Origin of the sequence: Variovorax sp. LjRoot175 (assembly GCF_964253805.1) — a bacterium.
GTDB lineage: Bacteria > Pseudomonadota > Gammaproteobacteria > Burkholderiales > Burkholderiaceae_C > Variovorax.
The window spans coordinates 432,028-450,718 of record NZ_CAXURY020000002.1 but is presented as its reverse complement, the minus strand read 5'-3'; the positions used below and the strand labels follow the sequence as shown (position 1 = coordinate 450,718).

Genomic DNA, 18,691 nt, shown 5'->3' with positions numbered 1-18,691 from the left:
TAGCGACCAAACAAACATCCCCCTTTTTCTGCTCCTGGAGCTTGCCATGCGAACGATGAAAGCCGCGGTTGTCCACGCGTTCGGACAACCCCTGAAGATCGAAGAAGTGCCCGTGCCCGAGGTGCCCCCGGGGCAGGTGCTGGTCAAGGTGGCCGCCTCCGGCGTCTGCCATACCGACCTGCATGCAGCCGAAGGCGACTGGCCGGTCAAGCCCGCCCTGCCCTTCATCCCCGGCCACGAGGGCGTGGGCCACGTCGCGGCCGTCGGCGCGGGCGTGAAGCACGTCAAGGAAGGCGACCGCGTGGGCGTGCCGTGGCTGCATACCGCCTGCGGCCATTGCGAACACTGCATCACCGGCTGGGAGACGCTGTGCGACCACCAGCAGATGACCGGCTACACCGTCAACGGCGGCTACGCGGAATACGTGCTCGCCGACCCGGGCTACGTGGGCCACCTGCCGGCGAATGTCGGCTTCACCGAGATCGCGCCCGTGCTCTGCGCGGGCGTCACGGTCTACAAGGGACTCAAGGTCCTGGATTGCAAACCGGGCGACTGGGTGGCAATCTCCGGTGTCGGCGGCCTGGGTCACCTGGCGGTGCAGTACGCCAAGGCGATGGGCTTCCACGTCGCCGCCGTCGACATCGACGACGAGAAGCTGCAACTGGCCAAGGAGGTCGGGGCCGACATGCTGATCAATGCTGCGAAACAGGATCCCGCGCAGGAGATGCAGAAAGCCCTGCGCGGCGCGCACGGCGTGCTGGTGACCGCCGTCTCGCGCAGCGCCTTCGCCCAGGCGCTGGGCATGCTGCACAAGCGCGGCACCATGTCGATGGTGGGCCTGCCGCCGGGCGATTTCGCGCTGCCGATCTTCGACATGGTGCTCAATGCCAAGACCGTGCGCGGTTCGATCGTCGGCACCCGCAAGGACCTCCAGGAGGCGCTGGAGTTTGCCGGCGAAGGCAAGGTGCGCACGGTGTGCAGCGAAGACCGGCTTGACAATATCAACCACGTGTTCGATCGCATGCGCCAAGGCCAGATCGAGGGCCGAGTCGTCATGCGCTTGACGGACGAGGTCTAGCTGCGATGCAGGCGATGGCGCTCTGCGCTGCGGGCCAGCCGCTGCGGATGGAACAGCGCCCGCTGCCGGAGCCGGCCGCCGGCGAGATTCGCCTGCGCGTGCTGGCCTGCGCGGTCTGCCGCACCGACCTGCACGTGGTCGATGGCGACCTGCCACTGCCGGTGATGCCGATCGTGCCAGGCCATGAAATCGTCGGCGAGGTGGAAGCGCTCGGTGCGGGCGTCCACGCGCACCGCATCGGCGACCGCGTCGGCGTGCCCTGGCTGGGCCACAGCTGCGGCCACTGCGCTTTCTGCGCCAGCGGCAGCGAAAACCTGTGCGATGCGCCGCGCTTCACGGGCTACCACCGTGACGGCGGCTTTGCGAGCCATGTGATCGCCGAGGCCGATTTCTGCCTGCCGCTCGACATGTTGACGCAGGAGCCGGCCCGGATCGCACCTCTCATGTGCGCCGGCCTCATCGGCTGGCGCAGCCTGAAAGCGGCCGGTGAAGGCGCACGGCGCTTGGGCCTCTACGGGTTCGGCGCGGCCGCGCACCTGATCACGCAGGTCGCCGTCGGCCAGGGCCGGCAGGTCCATGCCTTCACCCGGCCGGGTGATGCCACGGGCCAGGCCTTTGCGCGCTCGTTGGGAGCCACCTGGGCCGGGGGTTCGGACGAAACGCCCGCCGTCCCGCTGGACGCCGCGATCATCTTTGCGCCGGCGGGCGAGCTCGTGCCGATCGCGCTGAGCGCGGTGCGCAAAGGCGGCCGCGTCGTCTGCGCTTGCATCCACATGAGCGACATTCCCGCCTTTGCCTACCGATTGCTCTGGGAAGAACGGCAGCTCGTCTCCGTGGCCAATCTCACGCGCCTCGACGCCCGCGAATTCCTGGATCAGGTGCAAGCGCACCCGCCGCAGATCCACATTACGACCTATGGCCTGGCACAGGCCAACGAAGCGCTCGCCGACCTGCGCGCCGGCCGACTTCAGGGCGCCGCGGTGTTGTTGCCCTGAGCGCGGACAGACCTCTGACGATGCATGCTGCAGGCGATGAGCGTTACACGGCCGACACCAGTCGTTCACTCATCGTTGCCCATCCGTTCGGTGGAATCACAGGACGTTCTCAAACAAGGCCTAAGCTGAAATCAAACGGATCGCTCAGCAGCGGTCAAGGAAGCGGTGAAGTCAATGTCACAGGCAATCGAAATTGAACAGGTGAAATGCCATGAACGCTCTGCGATCCATCCTCGTGCATCTTGACGGCACGGCGCGCGCCGAGGTCCGGCTACGCGTTGCGCACCAACTCGCCGGCGCCCATCGGGCCGAGCTGAACGCGCTCTTCGCAGTTGCGCCGCGCCACCTGCCGCAGCTTCCGCTGGCTGGCGGCGTGCCTTCGATGCCGATGCCAGCCGAGATCAATCCGGATCATCTCGCCCATGCCATGGCGCTGTTCGAGCGGACCCGCGACGCCGGTGCGCCCGCCATCAACTGGCAAGCATTGAACGGCGAGCCCGTGATCGAGAGCTTCGTGCAGCGCGCGTTGCTCTGCGACCTGCTGGTGCTGGGCCAACGCGCTCCGACGGATGCAACCGGCCACGATGTACCCGGCGACTTCATCGAGTCGGTGCTCATCGACAGCGGCAGGCCGGCGCTCATCGTGCCCTATGCGGGCGAAGCGAGCGCCACGCCGCAAACCGTGCTGATTGCGTGGAAGCCTACGCGCGAATCCGCCCATGCGCTCACCGCAGCCTTGCCCTTCCTGCAGCAGGCGAAGCGTGTGCATGCGGTCTGCGCCGCCGATGCCAGCGGTGACACGCGGCAGGCGCTGCCACGGCTCGCACGCTACCTTCGCGTGCACGGTGTGGAGTCGATGCGCGAACACAGCGCGCTGGCCGCCGGTGATGCGGGCGACAGATTGCTGTCCCTCGCGGCGGACGTTGGCGCCGAGATGATCGTGATGGGCTGCTATGGGCACACCCGCGCGCGCGAATTCGTGCTTGGTGGCGTGTCCCGTACGGTGCTGGAGACGATGACCGTACCGGTGTTGATGGCGCACTGACGAAACCTGCCGCGTCAAATCTTGATGGAGCGCAAGCCGGAAACTGGAGCGGCTCCTGGACTGAACCTCGGAGCCGACCACGAGGTCCGCGGCTCGCGCTCGCTGTCGAACCGCGACTTCACACGGATGCCTTGGGTGCTCTCGACGCCGACCTGCCACTCGAAGGGTGTTTGGAGTCACGACGCTGCCGTCGCCGGCACGTTGCGTGCCCTCGCCCGAGCACCATCGCGCAGCGCCGCCGCAGGATAGACGACCACCTCCGCGCCTTCCGCGATGCCGCTGCGTACCCAGGCCTGGCTGCCGTTTCGCCCGCCCAACTCCACCGGCGTCAGCCGTGCACGCCCGCGTTCGAGTACAAACACCGCCACGCCGCCGTCGGCATGCGGGAACACTGCACTCACCGGCACGCGCAGTGCCGACGCCTGGGCTTGGGTGACGATGCGCACGCCGACGCGGTAGCCGTCACCCAGCGCTTGCCATGAAGCCGCCGGGCTCGTGAGTTCGATCAGGACGTTGACGCGCTGCTCCTCGACACCGAGCGCGGATACCTTGGTGAAGGCAGCCGGCTCGACGAGCCGCACGCGGCCCTCCAAGGTGTCGAGGCCACCCCAGCGCTCGATACGCACCAGCGCGCCAGGCATCGCCTGCAGCGCATCCGTGGTCAGCAACTCGGCCACGATCTCGAGCTGTGCGGTATCGCCGATCTCCAGCAACGGCGCGCCCAATGCCACCGTGGCTTCGCTGCCTTGCGCCACGCGCAGCACACGCCCGGCCACGGGTGCGCGCACGAGAAAGCCAGTCGCAGCCCCTGCCGGGGTACGAACGGCCAGCAAGGCGGCGCGGGCGACCTCCGCCTCGTGTTCGGCAATATGGCGGGCCTCGAACGCGGTGTCGACATCCTTTTGCGCGGCCTGCAGGGCCAACCTATCGGCGTCGAGCTTGGCAGGCGAGATGAAGTTTTGCCGCGCCAACTGTTCGTTGCGTCGAAGTTCGACACGCGCCTGCTCGAGCGCCACTCGGGTCCGCTCCAGGGCGGCTCCGGAACGCCGCACCGCGGCTTGCGCAGCCTCGGCCCGTGATGCCTGCTCGCGCTGAGTGCGCTCGTCCAGCAGCGGCGAGAACACGGGCGTCAGTGTCGCCACGATCGCGCCGGCCTCAATCGCGTCGCCTTCGCGCAGCGTGATGCGCGCCAGTCGACCGGCCAGCGGCGCCGTGACGACGTAGCGATCGCGCAGCCGTGTCTTGCCGTCTTCGGCGATGGCTTGTTCGTAGGGCCCGCTCGTCGCCCGCGCCACCTCGACAGCCAAAGGCCGTGGAATGAAGGCCCAAGCGAGCAGCGCCACCAGCGCCAGGCCAGCCGCTGCGGAGATCAGTTGCGTCTTGCGATACATGTCTTGCTCATTCCCTGGTCTTCAGCGCCGACACTATGTCGAGCCGATCGATGCGACGTCGCACCACCAGCGCGCTCGCAGCAGCAGCAGCCAGCACTGCCAACGCCGCCAGCGCATAGGTACGCGGACGGATCACCACCGGAAAGAAGAACTGGTCGGACTTCAGCAGTCCGGTCACGCCGTGCACGAGGGCATAGCCTGCCAACATGCCCAGCGGCAGCGCAACGGCAATGCCGATTGCCATCTCGCCCAGCAGCAAACCGGACACTTCGGCGCGCGTGAAGCCCAGCACGCGCAAGCTGGCAAGTTCCCAGGCTCGCTCGGCCAACGCGATGCGCGCGTTGTTGTAGACCACGCCGACGGCGATGACGCAGGCGAACAGCGTGAGCACTGTGCTCATGATCAGAATGTTGCGCGCAGTCAGTTCCTGCATGTTGCGCAGCATGGCCGCCTTGCTGAAGGCACCGGCCGCGCGCGGAAGGCTTTGCGTGGCCTGCAGGAATCGCGTTTCGCTGCCGCGCTCGAGCGCCAACACGAAACCGGTGGCCACATCGCCCTCGCGCAGAGCGCGGTTCAACGCAGCGCGATTCATGTAGGCGTTCAGTCCCATCATCTCGCGCACCGTGCCGTCCACGGGCAACGTGAAACTCAGCATGCGGCCCTCCTGCACCTCTACCCGAACGCGATCGCCGACCCGAAGAGCCAGCTTGTCGGCCAGGCGGTCAGTGAGCAGCAGGCCATCGCCATGCGGCATCGCCTGCCGCCCGTCGACATCGATGATGCGAAACAGCTCGCTTCTCACCGGCTCGCCCCGGACCATGACGCGCTGGCGCAGGTGCCCGTTGACCAGGGTGACCGGCACGTCCCGCAACGATTCCAGCGCCAGCACGCCGGGCAAGCGCGCCAGTTGCAGCGCAACGCCGTTGTCGGCCGGTTCGGTCAACCACACCGAAACGTCGCTGCGCATGGACAGCACGAACGTGGTATCGACGACAACTTCGATGGCGTCGCGGAAGAAATTGCCCATCACCACGATGGCCACTGCCGCCGCGACCCCGCCGATCGACAGGCCGCTGCGCAGCGGACGCCGCTCCATGTTTCGCAGGATCATCCGCAGCGCCGGGCTCAGCCCGGCGACCCCCAGCCGCTCGGCAAGCGTGCGGCGGTAGCGCCCCGGCGCCGAAGGCCGCATCGCCTCGGCAGGAGAGAGCCGCACGATCGCGAGGATGGCTGACAGCGTGCCTGCGACCGCGGTGGTCAACGTGACGCCGCCGGCGAGCAGCACCAGGCCCGCATCCATCCTTTGCTCGAAGTGCGCGAAATGGAACAACTCGGCATAGAGGCCGACGAGCTGGGCACCGAGCCAGTCGCCCAGAGCGACGCCGAGCGTCAGTCCGACCGCGACGATGACCAGCACCAGCATTAGGTAGTGGGCAGCGATGGTCCCATTGGCATAGCCCAGCGCCTTCAGCGCAGCGACCTGCTCGCGCTGCGTGGCGACCAGTCGCGAAACGACCATGTTCAGCAGGAAGGCCGCCACACCGAGAAAGATCGACGGCAGCACCGTGCCGATGACGCGCTGCTCCTTGATTTCGTTCTCCAGCATCGCGTGCGAGGTCTGGTCCACCCTTGCACGGGGTGTCGCGCCACCATAGCGCGCCAGCGGCTGCGCGAGCGCGTCGATGACCTCGGCGTCGGAAACCCGCCGCGCCGCGGCAGGTGCCAGGCGCACCGCCAAGGTGTTGAAGGCGCCCTCCATGTCGTAGGCAGCGGCGAGCACCGCCTGATCGACCCAGAAGATTCCAAAGCCACGCTGATCCGGCATGCCCCAGAGGCCGGCGAAGACGAACTCGGGCGACAGGGCGATGCCCACGACCCGCAAGCGCCGATGACGACCGTTGATCAGCGCACCCACCGTGTCGCCGGGCTTGAGCCCGCGTGCAACGGCGAAGCCCTTGGAGACCAGGGCGTCGACCGTATCCCGGCTGGCACCGGTGCCGTCGGCCGCGTCGAACAGGCCGGCACCGGCCGCGACGCTCACCTGGTTCAATCGCGGCGGTTGCAGGCGGTCGACGCCGATCAGCTGCCCCAGCACGGGGTCGCTGCTGCCATCGAGCTGGATTCGGACCACCTGCTCGATCGTCGGTTGCACGTCGGCCACGCCGGGCAGGTTGCGCAACTGGTCGGCCAATGCGGCCGGTGCGCGCTTGACGGTGGCGAAGATGTCGGCGAAGCGCCCCTCGGCGTAGAAGGTGTCACGCGCCGCGGCCAGCGAATCCACCGCCGACAGGCTGGTCAGGAAGCCAGCGGCGCCGCTGGCCACGACCAGCGCGATGGTCAACGCCTGGCTCCACATCGCGCGCAGATCGCGAAGCAGCTTGCGGTCGAGCGCCTTCATGGGGCAGCTACCAGGACAGCTCTGCCGACGCCATGCGCCGCGCATTGCGCTCGATCTTCTGGATGCGGCCATCGGCCAGATATGCCACGCGGTCAGCCATGCTCGCGATCGCCGCGTTGTGCGTGATCACCAGCACCGTGGTGCCGAGTTCCTGGTTGATCCGGGCGATCACGTCGAGCACCAACTTGCCGGTGGCGTAGTCGAGCGCGCCGGTGGGTTCGTCGCACAGCAACACCTCGGGCCGCTTGACGATGGCGCGCGCGATTGCCACGCGCTGCTGCTCGCCGCCCGAGAGCTGCGAGGGAAAGTGATCGCGGCGCGCGGACAGTGCCACACGCGCCAGCGCATCGTCGATCGGCATCGGGTTGGCGGCGATGTCCGTGACCAGCGCGACGTTCTCGTAGGCGGTCAGGCTGGGGATGAGGTTGTAGAACTGGAACACGAATCCGACATGGTCGCGCCGATAGCGGGTCAGCTGATCGTCGTTCGCCTCAACCAGGTCGTGGTCCAGGTAGTTCAGGCTGCCGGTGCTCGCGACCTCGAGCCCTCCAAGGATGTTGAGCAGTGTCGACTTGCCGCTTCCCGACGGCCCGAGCAGCACCATGAACTCGCCGGAGACGATATCCAGATCGACATCCCGCAGGGCCACAACGGCCACATCTCCAGCACGGTACGTCTTGCCCAGGCCGCGGGCGTGAAAAACAGTCAGCGGTGGATCTGCAGTCATGTCTCGATCCTGCACTGCAGTCGGCTGGCGCGATTTGACGCCGGTCAACCCTTGAACGTCACGTTGCAGGAGAACTGCGCGGCGAACTGTGCCCGCTCTCCAGTCCATGGCGCCCAGCGCATCGAGCCGGGCGACCAATGCACCACGCCCGATCTCATGAGCAACTTATATGGAACGTCGCGCGGCCCTCGGGGCCGGAGGGAGGTTGCGATTGCGCAGGACGACGAGCGGAACTGCAACGCCGCTGAAAAGCAAGAGCCAGTCTTGCGCTACGCCCAGCAGAATGGCGGCACTGCCGCCGACCAGTGACCAGAGGATGGGAATGACAAACAGCCAGCGCGAGACCGGTGTTGTCGTGAGCAACAGCAGGCCCAAAGTGAAGATCGTGACCGGGCAAGGGCTAATGCCGAACATCGGCATCTCGGGATAGCGATGGCCCATCCACATTCCAAGCAGCGGGTAGATGGCCGCGGCATAGACGACAAAGGCCCATCCCAGCCATGCGCCCGAAACACGCCCGACGCCAAAGGCCATGCGTCCTTTCCAGACTGCCGCGTAGAACAGCAACCCGCCCTGCACGACGAAAAGAACGCCGAAAAGCAGCGCCGCCTTGTTGATGCTCGAGAAGAATAGCCCGTGATATGCGATGCCGGTCCAGACCCACATCAGAGCCAAGGCCAAGCCAATGACGCGGCCGCCCGCGCGTGACGGCCGAACGACCAGAACGACCATGGCCACACCGAGGACGTAGCTCAAAACCTGTACCGGCCAGACGGCTTCGTTGTACGCACCAAAGAGGGCGAAGAACTGATCGCGAGTGAACGGAAGCATGAGGCCGACAATGGAACAGGCGCTCGAAACAGCGTTTGATCCACATCAAAAATGCTGAGCAGACTGAGCGCGATCTCGAACTACCGGTCAAGGCGGCAAACGTCGGTGCAGTAGAACGACCACGCTCCGGTGACGAGGCCTTCGAGAGCAGCTTCCCGGACCAACTTCGGTTTCCTCAGTAATGCCTATGGCTTCGTCCCGAGATCTTCCGCTTCCTTGAGGGAGGGCAAAGAACCGCTTCGGCCGCTGATGCACGGGTTCCGACGCGGGAACTGCGGTGCGGGGTCAGAGTCTTGGCTTGACGTAGCCCACCGCATTCTCGACTTAGCCAGGCGCGCATTCGTCCGAGTGAAGATTGGCCCGCGTGTCATCCGTTGGGAAATCCGGTGCGATCGCTAGCCGGCTGCGTTCGCTCGATGTCGCCCCCGCGTTCACCTCCACCGCGTTGGCTCTAGTTGAGCCGGCATGGCCGCACGTCGGGTCTCTCGACTTCCAAGTCCCGGACTGCGCGCGCGTAGAGATAGTTGAGGCGCGCGCGTTCGCTGAGTGAATCCATGTCGACCTGGCCTAGCGCGTCGCAGGGAAACCTGTAGTCGCGGCCTCCAGCCGTCAGAGGACGAAAGCGGAGTTCGTAACCGGCGAATGCATGGGATGCGTTCATCACTGTCTCCTTGATGCGCATCCCGGACTCCGCGGAGGATTTGGAAGCAGAGGCGACTGCACGATTCCAATGTGGGCGCGCCGCGCCACTGGACCGTGAACGTGGTGCATCGATCTGAAACGCAGTGTGAACTTTCCGTAATCGCCATACGTCGCGGCGCCTCACTCGAGCGCGCGCCCCTAGGCTGGAAGGCCCGACCGAGGCCACGGCGATCGTGCTGGAACTCGACCAGGAACGCCGCGTCATGTCGAATGCGGCCTTCACGACGGCAGGCCCCGCCGGCGAGATTTCCGCCGACGGCACCTTCATCGAAAGCGGCCGACGTGCCCTGGTGCAGCCCGACGCGGGATCGATCGCTCACCTCTGGCGTACATACCTGATCGTATGGAAGGAAGCGCGCGAGGCCGCAGGCGCGGTATCTGTCGGACTTGCTCGGCTGAAGGATGCATGTTGACAAGAACTACCGTCCTCTTCCGTCGCGTTCAGAAGGAGGACCCGCAGCCGATGAAGGCCACATTTGCGAGCTGGCGGAATTTCGGCAACTGCACCTTCTGCTGTCGAGGTGGTCGCTGTGCCGGTTGATCTAGCTCAAGTTCGGCGAGCGCGCCACCGCACAGACTCCTTGGAGTTCTAGGTCGATCCAGGGAATCGGAGTCATTCATGCGCCAAGACCACTGCTGTCCGGTTAAATGATCCGCTGCGGGGCTGAGATCAAGCATTGGCGCGGGCTGCAGGCCGATTTTGTTTGGTGCCGATTTGAACTTCGATCACGAAGAACCGCGTACTTTCCCCGGTTTGGCAGCCCCGGGGAGAGCGTGTGCACATCGGCAAGACTTTGTTCGCTCAAGTCATGGAGTTCGTGCCATGGACCAGCTTCGCTCGCATCGTGCAACGCTACGGCGGCAACTCGGGCGTGCGCACGCTGTCTTGCGCCGAGCAGTTCCGCACCATGGCGTTTGCTCAGCTGACGTGGCGAGAGAGCCTGCGCGATATCGAGGCCAGCCTCTCGGCCAACGCCAACAAGCTCTATGCCATGGGCTTTCGCTCGGCCGTCAGACGCTCGACCTTGGCCGATGCCAACGAATCGCGCGATTGGCGCATCTGGTCCGATCTTGCGGCTGTGCTCATTCGGCGTGCGCGCAGGCTCTACTTGGGCGACTCCGTGCTCGGCGTGGAATTGGACAACACGGTCTATGCCCTGGATTCCAGCACCATCGATCTGTGCTTGAGCTTGTTCTCCTGGGCGCCGTTCCGCTCCACCAAGGCGGCGATCAAGCTGCACACGCTGCTGGACCTGCGCGGGGCCATCCCCGCATTCATCCACATCAGCGACGGCAAGCTGCACGACGTGAACGTGCTGGACATGCTGGTCTTCGAGCCCGGCGCGTTCTACGTGATGGATCGCGGCTACGTCGATTTCGAGAGGCTGCATACACTGACTCAGGCCGGCGCCTTCTTCGTCACGCGTGCGAAGTCGCCAATGGATGCCAGGCGAGTCTATTCGGCGCCGACCGATCGCAGCACTGGCATCATCAGCGACCAGCAGGTCATGCTCAATGGGCACTACTCGGCCAAGAAGTATCCCCAGCACCTGCGGCGCATTCGATTCAAGGACCCCGAATCGGGCAAGACGCTGATCTTCCTGACCAACCACATGGCCTTGCCGGCGTTGACGATCGCCGCGCTGTACAAGAGCCGCTGGCAGGTCGAACTGTTCTTCAAGTGGATCAAGCAGCACCTGCGCATCAAACACTTCATGGGCAACAGCGAGAACGCGGTCAAGACGCAGGTCTGGTGCGCCGTGGCCACCTACGTGCTCATCGCCATTGTCAAGAAGGAGCTTCAACTCGACGCCTCTCTCTACACTTGTCTACAGATCTTGTCGGTCTCCGTCTTCGAGAAAACCGAGCTTTCATGCGCCCTGCAGGCCGATCTGTCCCAAACCGAGCTACCCAACACCGCTAACCAGTTGAATTTGTTCAACTTTTAACCGGACAGCAGTGCGCCAAGACAAACTCACAACCAAATTCCAGGAAGCCCTCGCCGACGCGCAATCGCTCGCTCTCGGCAACGACAACCCCTATATCGAACCGGTCCACCTGCTGGTGGCCATGCTGCGCCAGGACGACGGCCCGCGCGCCTTGCTCGAGCGCGCCGGCGCCAACGTGCCGGGCCTCTTGCAGGCCGCCGAAGCGGCGATCAAGAAGCTGCCGCAGGTGCAGGGCCATGACCAGGTTCAGGTCGGCCCCGAGCTGGGCAAGCTGCTGCAGGCGACCGAGAAGGAAGCCATCAAGCGCAACGACCAGTTCATCGCCGGAGAGCTCTTCCTGCTCGCGCTGGCCGACAGCAAGGCCGAGATCGGCAACCTGGCGCGCAGCCACGGCGTGACGCGCAAATCGGTCGAAGCCGCTATCGATGCTGTTCGGGGCGGGCAGGGCGTGAACAGCGCCGATGCCGAGGGCCAGCGCGAAGCGCTCAAGAAATACTGCCTGGACCTCACCGAGCGCGCTCGCCTCGGCAAGCTCGATCCGGTGATCGGCCGCGACGAGGAAATCCGCCGCGCCATCCAGGTACTGCAACGCCGCACCAAGAACAACCCCGTGCTGATCGGCGAGCCCGGTGTCGGCAAGACCGCCATCGTCGAAGGCCTGGCGCAGCGCATCGTCGCCGGCGAGGTGCCCGAGTCGCTCAAGGGCAAGCGCGTGCTCTCGCTCGACATGGCGGCGCTGCTCGCCGGCGCCAAGTACCGCGGCGAATTCGAGGAGCGCCTGAAGACCGTGCTCAACGAGCTCGCGAAGGACGAGGGCCAGACCATCGTCTTCATCGACGAGCTGCACACCATGGTCGGCGCCGGCAAGGCCGAGGGCGCGATGGACGCCGGCAACATGCTCAAGCCCGCGCTCGCGCGCGGCGAGCTGCATTGCGTGGGCGCCACCACGCTCGACGAATACCGCAAGTACATCGAGAAGGATGCCGCGCTGGAGCGCCGCTTCCAGAAGATCCTGGTGGGCGAGCCCAGCGTGGAGGCGACGGTTGCGATCCTGCGCGGCCTGAAGGAAAAGTACGAGGTGCACCACGGCGTCGACATCACCGACCCGGCGATCGTCGCCGCGGCGGAGCTGTCCGACCGCTATGTCACCGATCGCTTCCTGCCCGACAAGGCCATCGACCTGATCGACGAGGCCGCGGCCAAGATCAAGATCGAGATGGACTCCAAGCCCGAGGTGATGGACCGGCTCGATCGCCGCCTGATCCAGCTGCAGATCGAGCGCGAGGCCGTGCGGCGCGAAAAGGACGAGGCCTCGCAGAAGCGCCTGGCGCTGATCGAAGGCGAGATCGAGCGCCTGCAGAAGGAAATCGCGGATCTCGACGAGATCTGGCAGGCCGAGAAGGCGCAGGCCCAGGGCAGCGCACAGATCCGCGAGGAGATCGACAAGATCAAGTTCCAGATCGCCGAGTTCACCAGCAAGGGCGACTTCAACAAGGTCGCCGAGCTGCAGTACGGCAAGCTGCCGGGCCTGGAGAAACGCCTGAAGGAAGCGCAGGACACCGAGGCCAACAAGGGCAAGTCCAGCGCGCCCACGCTGCTGCGCACGCAGGTCGGCGCCGAGGAGATCGCCGAAGTCGTGGCGCGCGCCACCGGCATTCCGGTGGCCAAGCTCATGCAAGGCGAGCGCGACAAGCTGCTCATGATGGAAGAGAAGCTGCACCAGCGCGTGGTCGGCCAGGACGAGGCCATCGGCGCGGTCGCCAACGCGATTCGCCGCTCGCGCTCGGGCCTCGCGGACCCGAACCGCCCGACCGGCTCCTTCCTGTTCCTCGGCCCCACGGGCGTGGGCAAGACCGAGCTGTGCAAGGCGCTCGCGGGCTTCCTGTTCGACAGCGAAGACCACCTGATCCGCGTCGACATGAGCGAGTTCATGGAGAAGCATTCGGTCGCGCGCCTGATCGGCGCGCCGCCCGGCTACGTGGGCTACGAGGAGGGCGGCCACCTGACCGAAGCGGTGCGCCGCAAGCCTTACAGCGTGCTCCTGCTCGACGAGGTCGAGAAGGCGCATCCTGACGTCTTCAACATCCTGCTGCAGGTGCTTGACGACGGCCGCCTGACCGACGGCCAGGGCCGCACCGTGAACTTCAAGAACACGGTGATCGTGATGACCAGCAACATCGGCTCGCCGATCATCCAGGCGATGGTGGGCCGGCCGAACGAAGAGATCAAGGACGCGGTCTGGGACGAGCTGAAGAACTACTTCCGCCCCGAGTTCCTGAACCGCATCGACGAGACCGTGGTGTTCCATGCGCTCGACGCCAAGAATATTGAGGCGATCGCGGCCATCCAGCTCAAGGTGCTGCAGGAGCGCCTGGTCAAGATGGACCTCGGGCTCGAGGTGTCGCCGGCGGCGCTGGCGGAGATCGCCAAGGTCGGCTTCGACCCGGTGTTCGGCGCCCGGCCGCTCAAGCGCGCCATCCAGCAGCGCATCGAGAACCCGCTCTCGAAGCTGCTGCTCGACGGCAGCTTCGGGCCGAAGGATACGATCGTCGTCACCACCGACCCGATCCGGGCGCCGGGCAAGTTCATTTTCTCCAATGCCGAAGCAGAGCTAGCTATTGACATTGCATGAGCGCAAATGCTCACTCGGCGCCCCGCTCATTTTCGCCTGCACGATGAACGAGCTTCGACGTCTCACGCACTCGCGCAGCCGTGAGGCGCCCATCGCCGATAGCCATCCGCCGCGCGGCATCGAGGATTTCCTTGATCGAGCGCAAATCGAATCAGCGGGAGATTCCTAGACTGAATCGCACCTGTTGATGCACGCGTGTACAGCCGAGGCACTAGGAGACACTCATGAACCCGCAATCGACCTATATCCGCTGGTTCTCTGAACTCGGCGCGGATGACGTCGCGACCGTGGGCGGCAAGAACGCGTCACTCGGCGAGATGTACCGCGCACTGAGCCAACTCGGTGTCCACGTGCCCAACGGGTTCGCGATCACAGCCGATGCCTATCGCCTTACCTTGGAACTCGCCGGCGCGTTGCCGCGCCTGAGAGCGGCGTTGGCCGGTCTGGACGTCAAGGACGTCGATGACCTCGCGCGGCGCGCGCGGGACGCACGCGAAATCATCTATGCCGCCGCCCTCCCCGAAGAGTTGACGGCCGAGATTCGCGCAGCGTATGCGCGACTGCGAACAGAATACGGCGCCGATATGACGGTAGCGGTACGCAGCTCAGCTACGGCGGAAGACCTCCCGACTGCGAGCTTCGCCGGGCAGCATGAGACCTTTCTGAACATCTCCGGCGAGGCCCGGCTGTTGGACTCCGTACGCCTTTGCTTTGCCAGTCTCTTCAAGGACCGCGCCATCGCCTACCGTGTCGACAATGGATTCGACCACTTCCAGATCCTCCAGTCGGTGTGCGTCATGCAGATGGTGCGCTCTGACCGCGCAGCCAGCGGCGTCATGTTCACGCTCGATACCGACAGCGGATTCCGCGACGTCGTCTTCATCACCGGCGCCCACGGGCTCGGGGAGAACGTCGTGCAAGGCACCGTGGATCCCGACGAGTTCTACGTCTTCAAGCCGACCCTGAAACTGGGCCACCGCGCCGTACTCAGGCGCAAGCTGGGCAGCAAGGATGTTCGGCTGGTGTATTCGAAGGGCGCTGGTCGGGAAACGACCTGCAACCTGCCGACGGCGCCGGAAGACCGGGCTCGATACTGCATCGACGACGCCGACGTTCTGGCGCTGGCCGACGCAGCCGTGGCAATTGAAGACCACTACAGCCGCCATGTGGGCCGACCGACGCCAATGGACATCGAATGGGCCAAGGATGGCGTCGATGGGCGCATCTACATCGTGCAGGCCCGGCCCGAGACGGTCGCCTCCTGCAAGCCGCTGCACCGCGTCGACGAGTATCGCCTCGATGCGCCTGCCCCTCCCCTGCTTACCGGCCGGGCCGTAGGCTCGACGATCGCGGTAGGCAAAGCCCGCGTGATCTCCGATGTCATGGCGCTCGGCCAGTTCCGACCTGGCGAGGTGTTGGTGGCCGACACCACAATGCCCGACTGGGGCACGGTGATGAAGATCGCGGCTGCGGTCGTCACCAACCGAGGCGGGCGCACCTGCCATGCGGCCATCGTGGCCCGCGAGCTGGGCATTCCCGCGGTCGTCGGCTGCGACGATGCCACCGTGAGGATCCGTAGCGGCGACGAAGTCACCGTGTCTTGCGCCGAGGGGGCCGAGGGCCGTGTCTACGCAGGCGCGCTGCCATTCGAGAAAACCGGCGTCGATCTGTCGACGCTCGCGCGACCGCAGACTCACCTGATGGTCAACCTGGGCAATCCCGACAGCGCATTCCAGACGGCGCTGCTGCCCAACGACGGCGTAGGCCTGGTGCGCATGGAGTTCATCGTCGCCGAACACATCAAGATCCACCCGATGGCACTGGTCCATCCTGAGAAGGTGGACGACCCCGCGGTGCGCGCCGAGATCGCGCGCTTGACGCAGTCGTTCGAGCGGCCGGCCGACTACTTCGTGCGCGAGTTGTCGGAAGGCGTCGGCATGATCGCCGCGGCCTTCTATCCGAAACCGGTGATCGTTCGCATGTCCGACTTCAAGACCAACGAGTACGCCAGTCTGGTCGGCGGCTCCTGGTTCGAACCGAAAGAGGAGAACCCGATGATCGGCTTTCGTGGTGCCTCGCGCTACACGCATCCGGCCTATGCGGAAGGCTTTTCGCTCGAATGCGCCGCCATGAAGCGGGTGCGAGAAGAGATGGGACTCGCGAACGTGAAGCTGATGATCCCGTTCTGCCGCCGCATTCACGAAGCTGAGCGCGTGCTCGAGGCGATGGCCACCCATGGTTTGCAACGCGGTCTGGACGGCCTCGAGATCTACGTCATGTGCGAGATTCCGAACAACGTGATCCAGATCGACGCCTTCGCCAGACTGTTCGATGGCTTCTCGATCGGTTCCAACGACCTGACACAACTCGTGCTGCGCGTCGACCGCGACTCACGCATGGTGGCCTTCGACTTCGACGAACGCGACGAAGGCGTCAAGGCGATGATCCGGCAGACCATCGAAGGGGCGCGACGCAACAGTCGCCATGTCGGTATCTGCGGCCAGGCGCCTTCGGACTACCCGGAAGTGGCCGCGTACCTGGTGGAACTCGGCATCGACGCCATCAGCGTGACGCCAGACACGCTGCTCAAGATCACGCGCGACGTCCTTGCCGTCGAACAACGTCTCGGGCGTTCGCCGCGTCAGCAATCAGAAGGAGCAACATCATGAGTCGACCCATCACTTCCCTGATGCAGCGTCCGGTGTGCAGTGTCAGCATGGAAGACAGCGTGGCACAGGTGGAAGCCCTGCTTGCCAGCAAGCACCTGTCGTGGGTGCCGGTCCTGGAGCCGGCACGAGGTGAAATCGTCGGTGTCATCAGCGCCTCGGATCTTGTCGGATTCCATGCGCAAGGACGAGACGCTGCCGCGACGCGCGCCTGGCAGATGTGTTCCTACAAGCCGATCGTCGTCGACTCGGAAACCCCGGTCGCCACGGTGGCGGCGCTCATGGTGGAACGCGGGATTCATCATGTCATCGTGATCGACGGCAATGGAATCGCCGGCGTGGTGTCGTCCTTGGACTTCGTGCGGGCCTTTGGTTGCGGCGACAACGCTTGACAGCCCACCGCCGGCAGCGCTCAAAGCAGTTCCTCCGGGGCGAACCGTCCCAACAAGCCGGCGACGAACCGTCGCCAGCCGCCGGCCAGCGGCTCGCTGCGGTAGTGCACCGGCTTGTCGTCCAAGATGCCATGCCAGATGAGCTGCGCGGCGCCGTTGTCCTCGGGCTCTGCAAGCTCGACCCGGTAAGCGAGGCCGGGTGCGGTCGCCTCCGCAAACAGGGCTTCGAGTTGTCCGCCCAACGTGTCGCTCTCGATCAAGGCCGCGATTTCGGTGTTGGCAGACCGCGAACGGGGATCCAGGTTCATGGACCCGATCAGCACCCACCGTTGATCGACAACGACGGCCTTGGCATGCAGGCTGGCGCCGGACGACAAGCCGGGGCGCGCATTGCCGGACGAGGCCAGGGCCGGACGAAACTCGTGCAATTCGACCCCGCATTCGAGCAATCGAGGCCTGTAGCGCGCGTAGCCTGCGTGCACCAACGGAACATCGGTCGACGCCAGGGAATTGGTGAGCACCCTGACCCGCACGGCCTTGCGCGCGAGCGCGCAAAGAACCGCAACACCTCGATCGCTCGGTACGAAATACGGGGTAATCAGGAGCACCTCTCGACGCGCCGCCTCGATGATCGGACGCATGCCAACGGCAATTTGTCCGCCGCCCGTGGAGCCAACCTTCGACTTGGCCGGCGTATCGTAGAGGGCGGTCCCGGGTGCCGCGACCAGCGCCAGCTTGCCGCCTCGCAACTCGCGCCAGAAGTCCATGGCGCGCAAGCGTCGCGCATAGTCCGTCTCGCGAAAGCGCTCTGCTTGCACCGCCATCTCGGCGAAGTGCCGCTGCGCCTGCCCGGCCTCAGGCAGACCGCCCAGGAACGTGGCGATCGGTACGGCCGATGCGCTATTCCAGTAGTCGTCGAAGCTGTGCGAAACCTGCGCGACGATGGGCCCTGCCGCGAGCACATCGAGATCCGCGAAATCGCTCGTCCCGCGCAGGTTGAAGTAAACGTCGCCCAGGTTCCGCCCGCCGAGCACCACGGCCGCATTGTCGGCGATCCATAGCTTGTTGTGCATGCGGCGGTTCAGCCGCGCGCCGTCGCCGAGGAAGTCCAGCCACTGCAGCACGCCAGGAGGACCGCGGCGTGGGAAGGGATTGAACACGCGCACCTGTACATTGGGGTGGGTCGCCAACGTGGCAAGGTCGAGATCGCGACCGGCCGCATACAAGTCATCCAGTAGCAGGCGCACGCGCACGCCACGTTGGGCTGCGCGCAGCGTCCGGTAAATCAGCATCGTGGCTGTGGCATCCTGCTCGATAACGTAGTACTGCAGATCCAGCGACTGCTGCGCCGCGTCCGCCAGCGCCGCACGCGCCGCAAAGGCCTCCTCGCCGGACACGAGCAATCGAAAGCCCGAATCCCCGGGCGTCGCCGAGAGCTGGCCGGCAAAAGCGCGACCCAGAAATGTCTGTTCCGGATGGTCAATCGCATGGGATTCGGGCCGCGGCACCTCGATCGGCACCGTCGCGCAGCCGCTCAGTAGCGCGGCAGCCGCGAGGGCGATCATCAGGCCTGCGTGCAGGCGCTTCATTGCAGCATCCATCGCCGATTGTCTCCACGGGGGCCCGCGTCGCGTCTTGCGCAACCTCAAGGCAAATTGAAGCGCACACCAACTTGTCGAGCCTGACGAGTTCAAGCGCTACCAACTGATCCGCTAGCTCGAACTCGCCAGTCGCGACACCCGTGCCTCGCCTGGCCCGCGAGCGGTGAAGGGTGGCGCCGAGACAGCCAGGCATCAGTTTTGCGCGTGTTCGGCTGTGCGCCTTGAAGCGCATCACGCACCATAAGACGAACGCGGCCTCACCATTGCGGATGCGACGTCGGAAC

The 18,691-nt window shown here is 65.4% G+C and carries 14 protein-coding genes; 8 read left to right on the top strand and 6 right to left on the bottom strand.

Features of this window, described 5'->3' with window-relative positions; translation table 11 throughout:
- Nucleotides 1-46: 46 nt before the first annotated feature.
- From adhP to ACSQ89_RS32100, 3 genes are all read left to right on the top strand, one after another.
- The gene (gene adhP / locus ACSQ89_RS32110; RefSeq protein ID WP_436296830.1) at nucleotides 47-1,078 is read left to right on the top strand and encodes an alcohol dehydrogenase AdhP; all 1,032 of its coding nucleotides are present in this window, start codon (nucleotides 47-49) and stop codon (nucleotides 1,076-1,078) included.
- Between the two features lie 5 nt (nucleotides 1,079-1,083).
- Nucleotides 1,084-2,073, top strand: coding sequence for a zinc-dependent alcohol dehydrogenase family protein (locus ACSQ89_RS32105; RefSeq protein WP_436296829.1), 990 nt, complete (start codon nucleotides 1,084-1,086; stop codon nucleotides 2,071-2,073).
- A 211-nt stretch (nucleotides 2,074-2,284) separates the two neighbouring features.
- Nucleotides 2,285-3,118 carry a universal stress protein gene (locus ACSQ89_RS32100; RefSeq protein ID WP_436295879.1) on the top strand — a complete coding sequence of 278 codons (834 nt, stop codon included), beginning with the start codon at nucleotides 2,285-2,287 and terminating at the stop codon, nucleotides 3,116-3,118.
- A 176-nt stretch (nucleotides 3,119-3,294) separates the two neighbouring features.
- On the opposite strand, the gene ACSQ89_RS32095 is transcribed toward ACSQ89_RS32100, so the two are convergent.
- From ACSQ89_RS32095 to ACSQ89_RS32075, 5 genes are all read right to left on the bottom strand, one after another.
- Nucleotides 3,295-4,509, bottom strand: a complete 1,215-nt coding sequence (locus ACSQ89_RS32095; RefSeq protein ID WP_436295880.1) for an efflux RND transporter periplasmic adaptor subunit — start codon at nucleotides 4,507-4,509, stop codon at nucleotides 3,295-3,297.
- A 7-nt stretch (nucleotides 4,510-4,516) separates the two neighbouring features.
- Nucleotides 4,517-6,907 carry an ABC transporter permease gene (locus ACSQ89_RS32090; RefSeq protein ID WP_436295881.1) on the bottom strand — a complete coding sequence of 797 codons (2,391 nt, stop codon included), beginning with the start codon at nucleotides 6,905-6,907 and terminating at the stop codon, nucleotides 4,517-4,519.
- 7 nt (nucleotides 6,908-6,914) lie between these two features.
- Entirely contained in the window at nucleotides 6,915-7,634 is a 720-nt protein-coding gene (locus tag ACSQ89_RS32085) for an ABC transporter ATP-binding protein (RefSeq protein ID WP_436295882.1), read from the bottom strand.
- A 165-nt stretch (nucleotides 7,635-7,799) separates the two neighbouring features.
- On the bottom strand, nucleotides 7,800-8,465 hold the full coding sequence (locus tag ACSQ89_RS32080) for a DUF6064 family protein (protein ID WP_436295883.1): 666 nt from the start codon (nucleotides 8,463-8,465) through the stop codon (nucleotides 7,800-7,802).
- 451 nt (nucleotides 8,466-8,916) lie between these two features.
- Nucleotides 8,917-9,126 carry a hypothetical protein gene (locus ACSQ89_RS32075; RefSeq protein WP_436295884.1) on the bottom strand — a complete coding sequence of 70 codons (210 nt, stop codon included), beginning with the start codon at nucleotides 9,124-9,126 and terminating at the stop codon, nucleotides 8,917-8,919.
- A gap of 214 nt (nucleotides 9,127-9,340) precedes the next feature.
- Here ACSQ89_RS32075 and ACSQ89_RS32070 point away from each other — a divergent pair, with 214 nt between their 5' ends.
- The 5 genes from ACSQ89_RS32070 (at nucleotide 9,341) to ACSQ89_RS32050 (ending at nucleotide 16,806) form a co-directional block, all read left to right on the top strand.
- Complete coding sequence (locus tag ACSQ89_RS32070) at nucleotides 9,341-9,580, top strand: hypothetical protein (RefSeq protein WP_436295885.1); 240 nt, start codon at nucleotides 9,341-9,343, stop codon at nucleotides 9,578-9,580.
- Between the two features lie 363 nt (nucleotides 9,581-9,943).
- Nucleotides 9,944-11,116 carry an IS4 family transposase gene (locus ACSQ89_RS32065; protein WP_436296828.1) on the top strand — a complete coding sequence of 391 codons (1,173 nt, stop codon included), beginning with the start codon at nucleotides 9,944-9,946 and terminating at the stop codon, nucleotides 11,114-11,116.
- 10 nt (nucleotides 11,117-11,126) lie between these two features.
- Nucleotides 11,127-13,748, top strand: coding sequence for an ATP-dependent chaperone ClpB (gene clpB, locus ACSQ89_RS32060; protein ID WP_436296827.1), 2,622 nt, complete (start codon nucleotides 11,127-11,129; stop codon nucleotides 13,746-13,748).
- Between the two features lie 224 nt (nucleotides 13,749-13,972).
- Nucleotides 13,973-16,417 carry a phosphoenolpyruvate synthase gene (ppsA, locus tag ACSQ89_RS32055; protein WP_436296826.1) on the top strand — a complete coding sequence of 815 codons (2,445 nt, stop codon included), beginning with the start codon at nucleotides 13,973-13,975 and terminating at the stop codon, nucleotides 16,415-16,417.
- Complete coding sequence (locus ACSQ89_RS32050; RefSeq protein ID WP_436294398.1) at nucleotides 16,414-16,806, top strand: CBS domain-containing protein; 393 nt, start codon at nucleotides 16,414-16,416, stop codon at nucleotides 16,804-16,806. Before ppsA ends, ACSQ89_RS32050 begins: the two co-directional genes overlap by 4 nt.
- Nucleotides 16,807-16,826: 20 nt before the next feature.
- Here ACSQ89_RS32050 and ACSQ89_RS32045 read toward each other — a convergent pair whose 3' ends face one another.
- Nucleotides 16,827-18,395 (bottom strand): phospholipase D family protein, encoded by a 1,569-nt coding sequence (locus ACSQ89_RS32045; RefSeq protein ID WP_436294397.1) that lies wholly within the window; start codon nucleotides 18,393-18,395, stop codon nucleotides 16,827-16,829.
- Nucleotides 18,396-18,691 lie beyond the last annotated feature (296 nt).

Bases quoted from the DNA above. Each gene is read 5' to 3' on its own strand.
- adhP (WP_436296830.1), top strand. From the start codon at position 47: ATGCGAACGATGAAAGCCGCGGTTGTCCACGCGTTCGGACAACCCCTG.
- ACSQ89_RS32105 (WP_436296829.1), top strand. From the start codon at position 1,084: ATGCAGGCGATGGCGCTCTGCGCTGCGGGCCAGCCGCTGCGGATGGAA.
- ACSQ89_RS32100 (WP_436295879.1), top strand. From the start codon at position 2,285: ATGAACGCTCTGCGATCCATCCTCGTGCATCTTGACGGCACGGCGCGC.
- ACSQ89_RS32095 (WP_436295880.1), bottom strand. From the start codon at position 4,509: ATGTATCGCAAGACGCAACTGATCTCCGCAGCGGCTGGCCTGGCGCTG.
- ACSQ89_RS32090 (WP_436295881.1), bottom strand. From the start codon at position 6,907: ATGAAGGCGCTCGACCGCAAGCTGCTTCGCGATCTGCGCGCGATGTGG.
- ACSQ89_RS32085 (WP_436295882.1), bottom strand. From the start codon at position 7,634: ATGACTGCAGATCCACCGCTGACTGTTTTTCACGCCCGCGGCCTGGGC.
- ACSQ89_RS32080 (WP_436295883.1), bottom strand. From the start codon at position 8,465: ATGCTTCCGTTCACTCGCGATCAGTTCTTCGCCCTCTTTGGTGCGTAC.
- ACSQ89_RS32075 (WP_436295884.1), bottom strand. From the start codon at position 9,126: ATGAACGCATCCCATGCATTCGCCGGTTACGAACTCCGCTTTCGTCCT.
- ppsA (WP_436296826.1), top strand. From the start codon at position 13,973: ATGAACCCGCAATCGACCTATATCCGCTGGTTCTCTGAACTCGGCGCG.
- ACSQ89_RS32050 (WP_436294398.1), top strand. From the start codon at position 16,414: ATGAGTCGACCCATCACTTCCCTGATGCAGCGTCCGGTGTGCAGTGTC.
- ACSQ89_RS32045 (WP_436294397.1), bottom strand. From the start codon at position 18,395: ATGAAGCGCCTGCACGCAGGCCTGATGATCGCCCTCGCGGCTGCCGCG.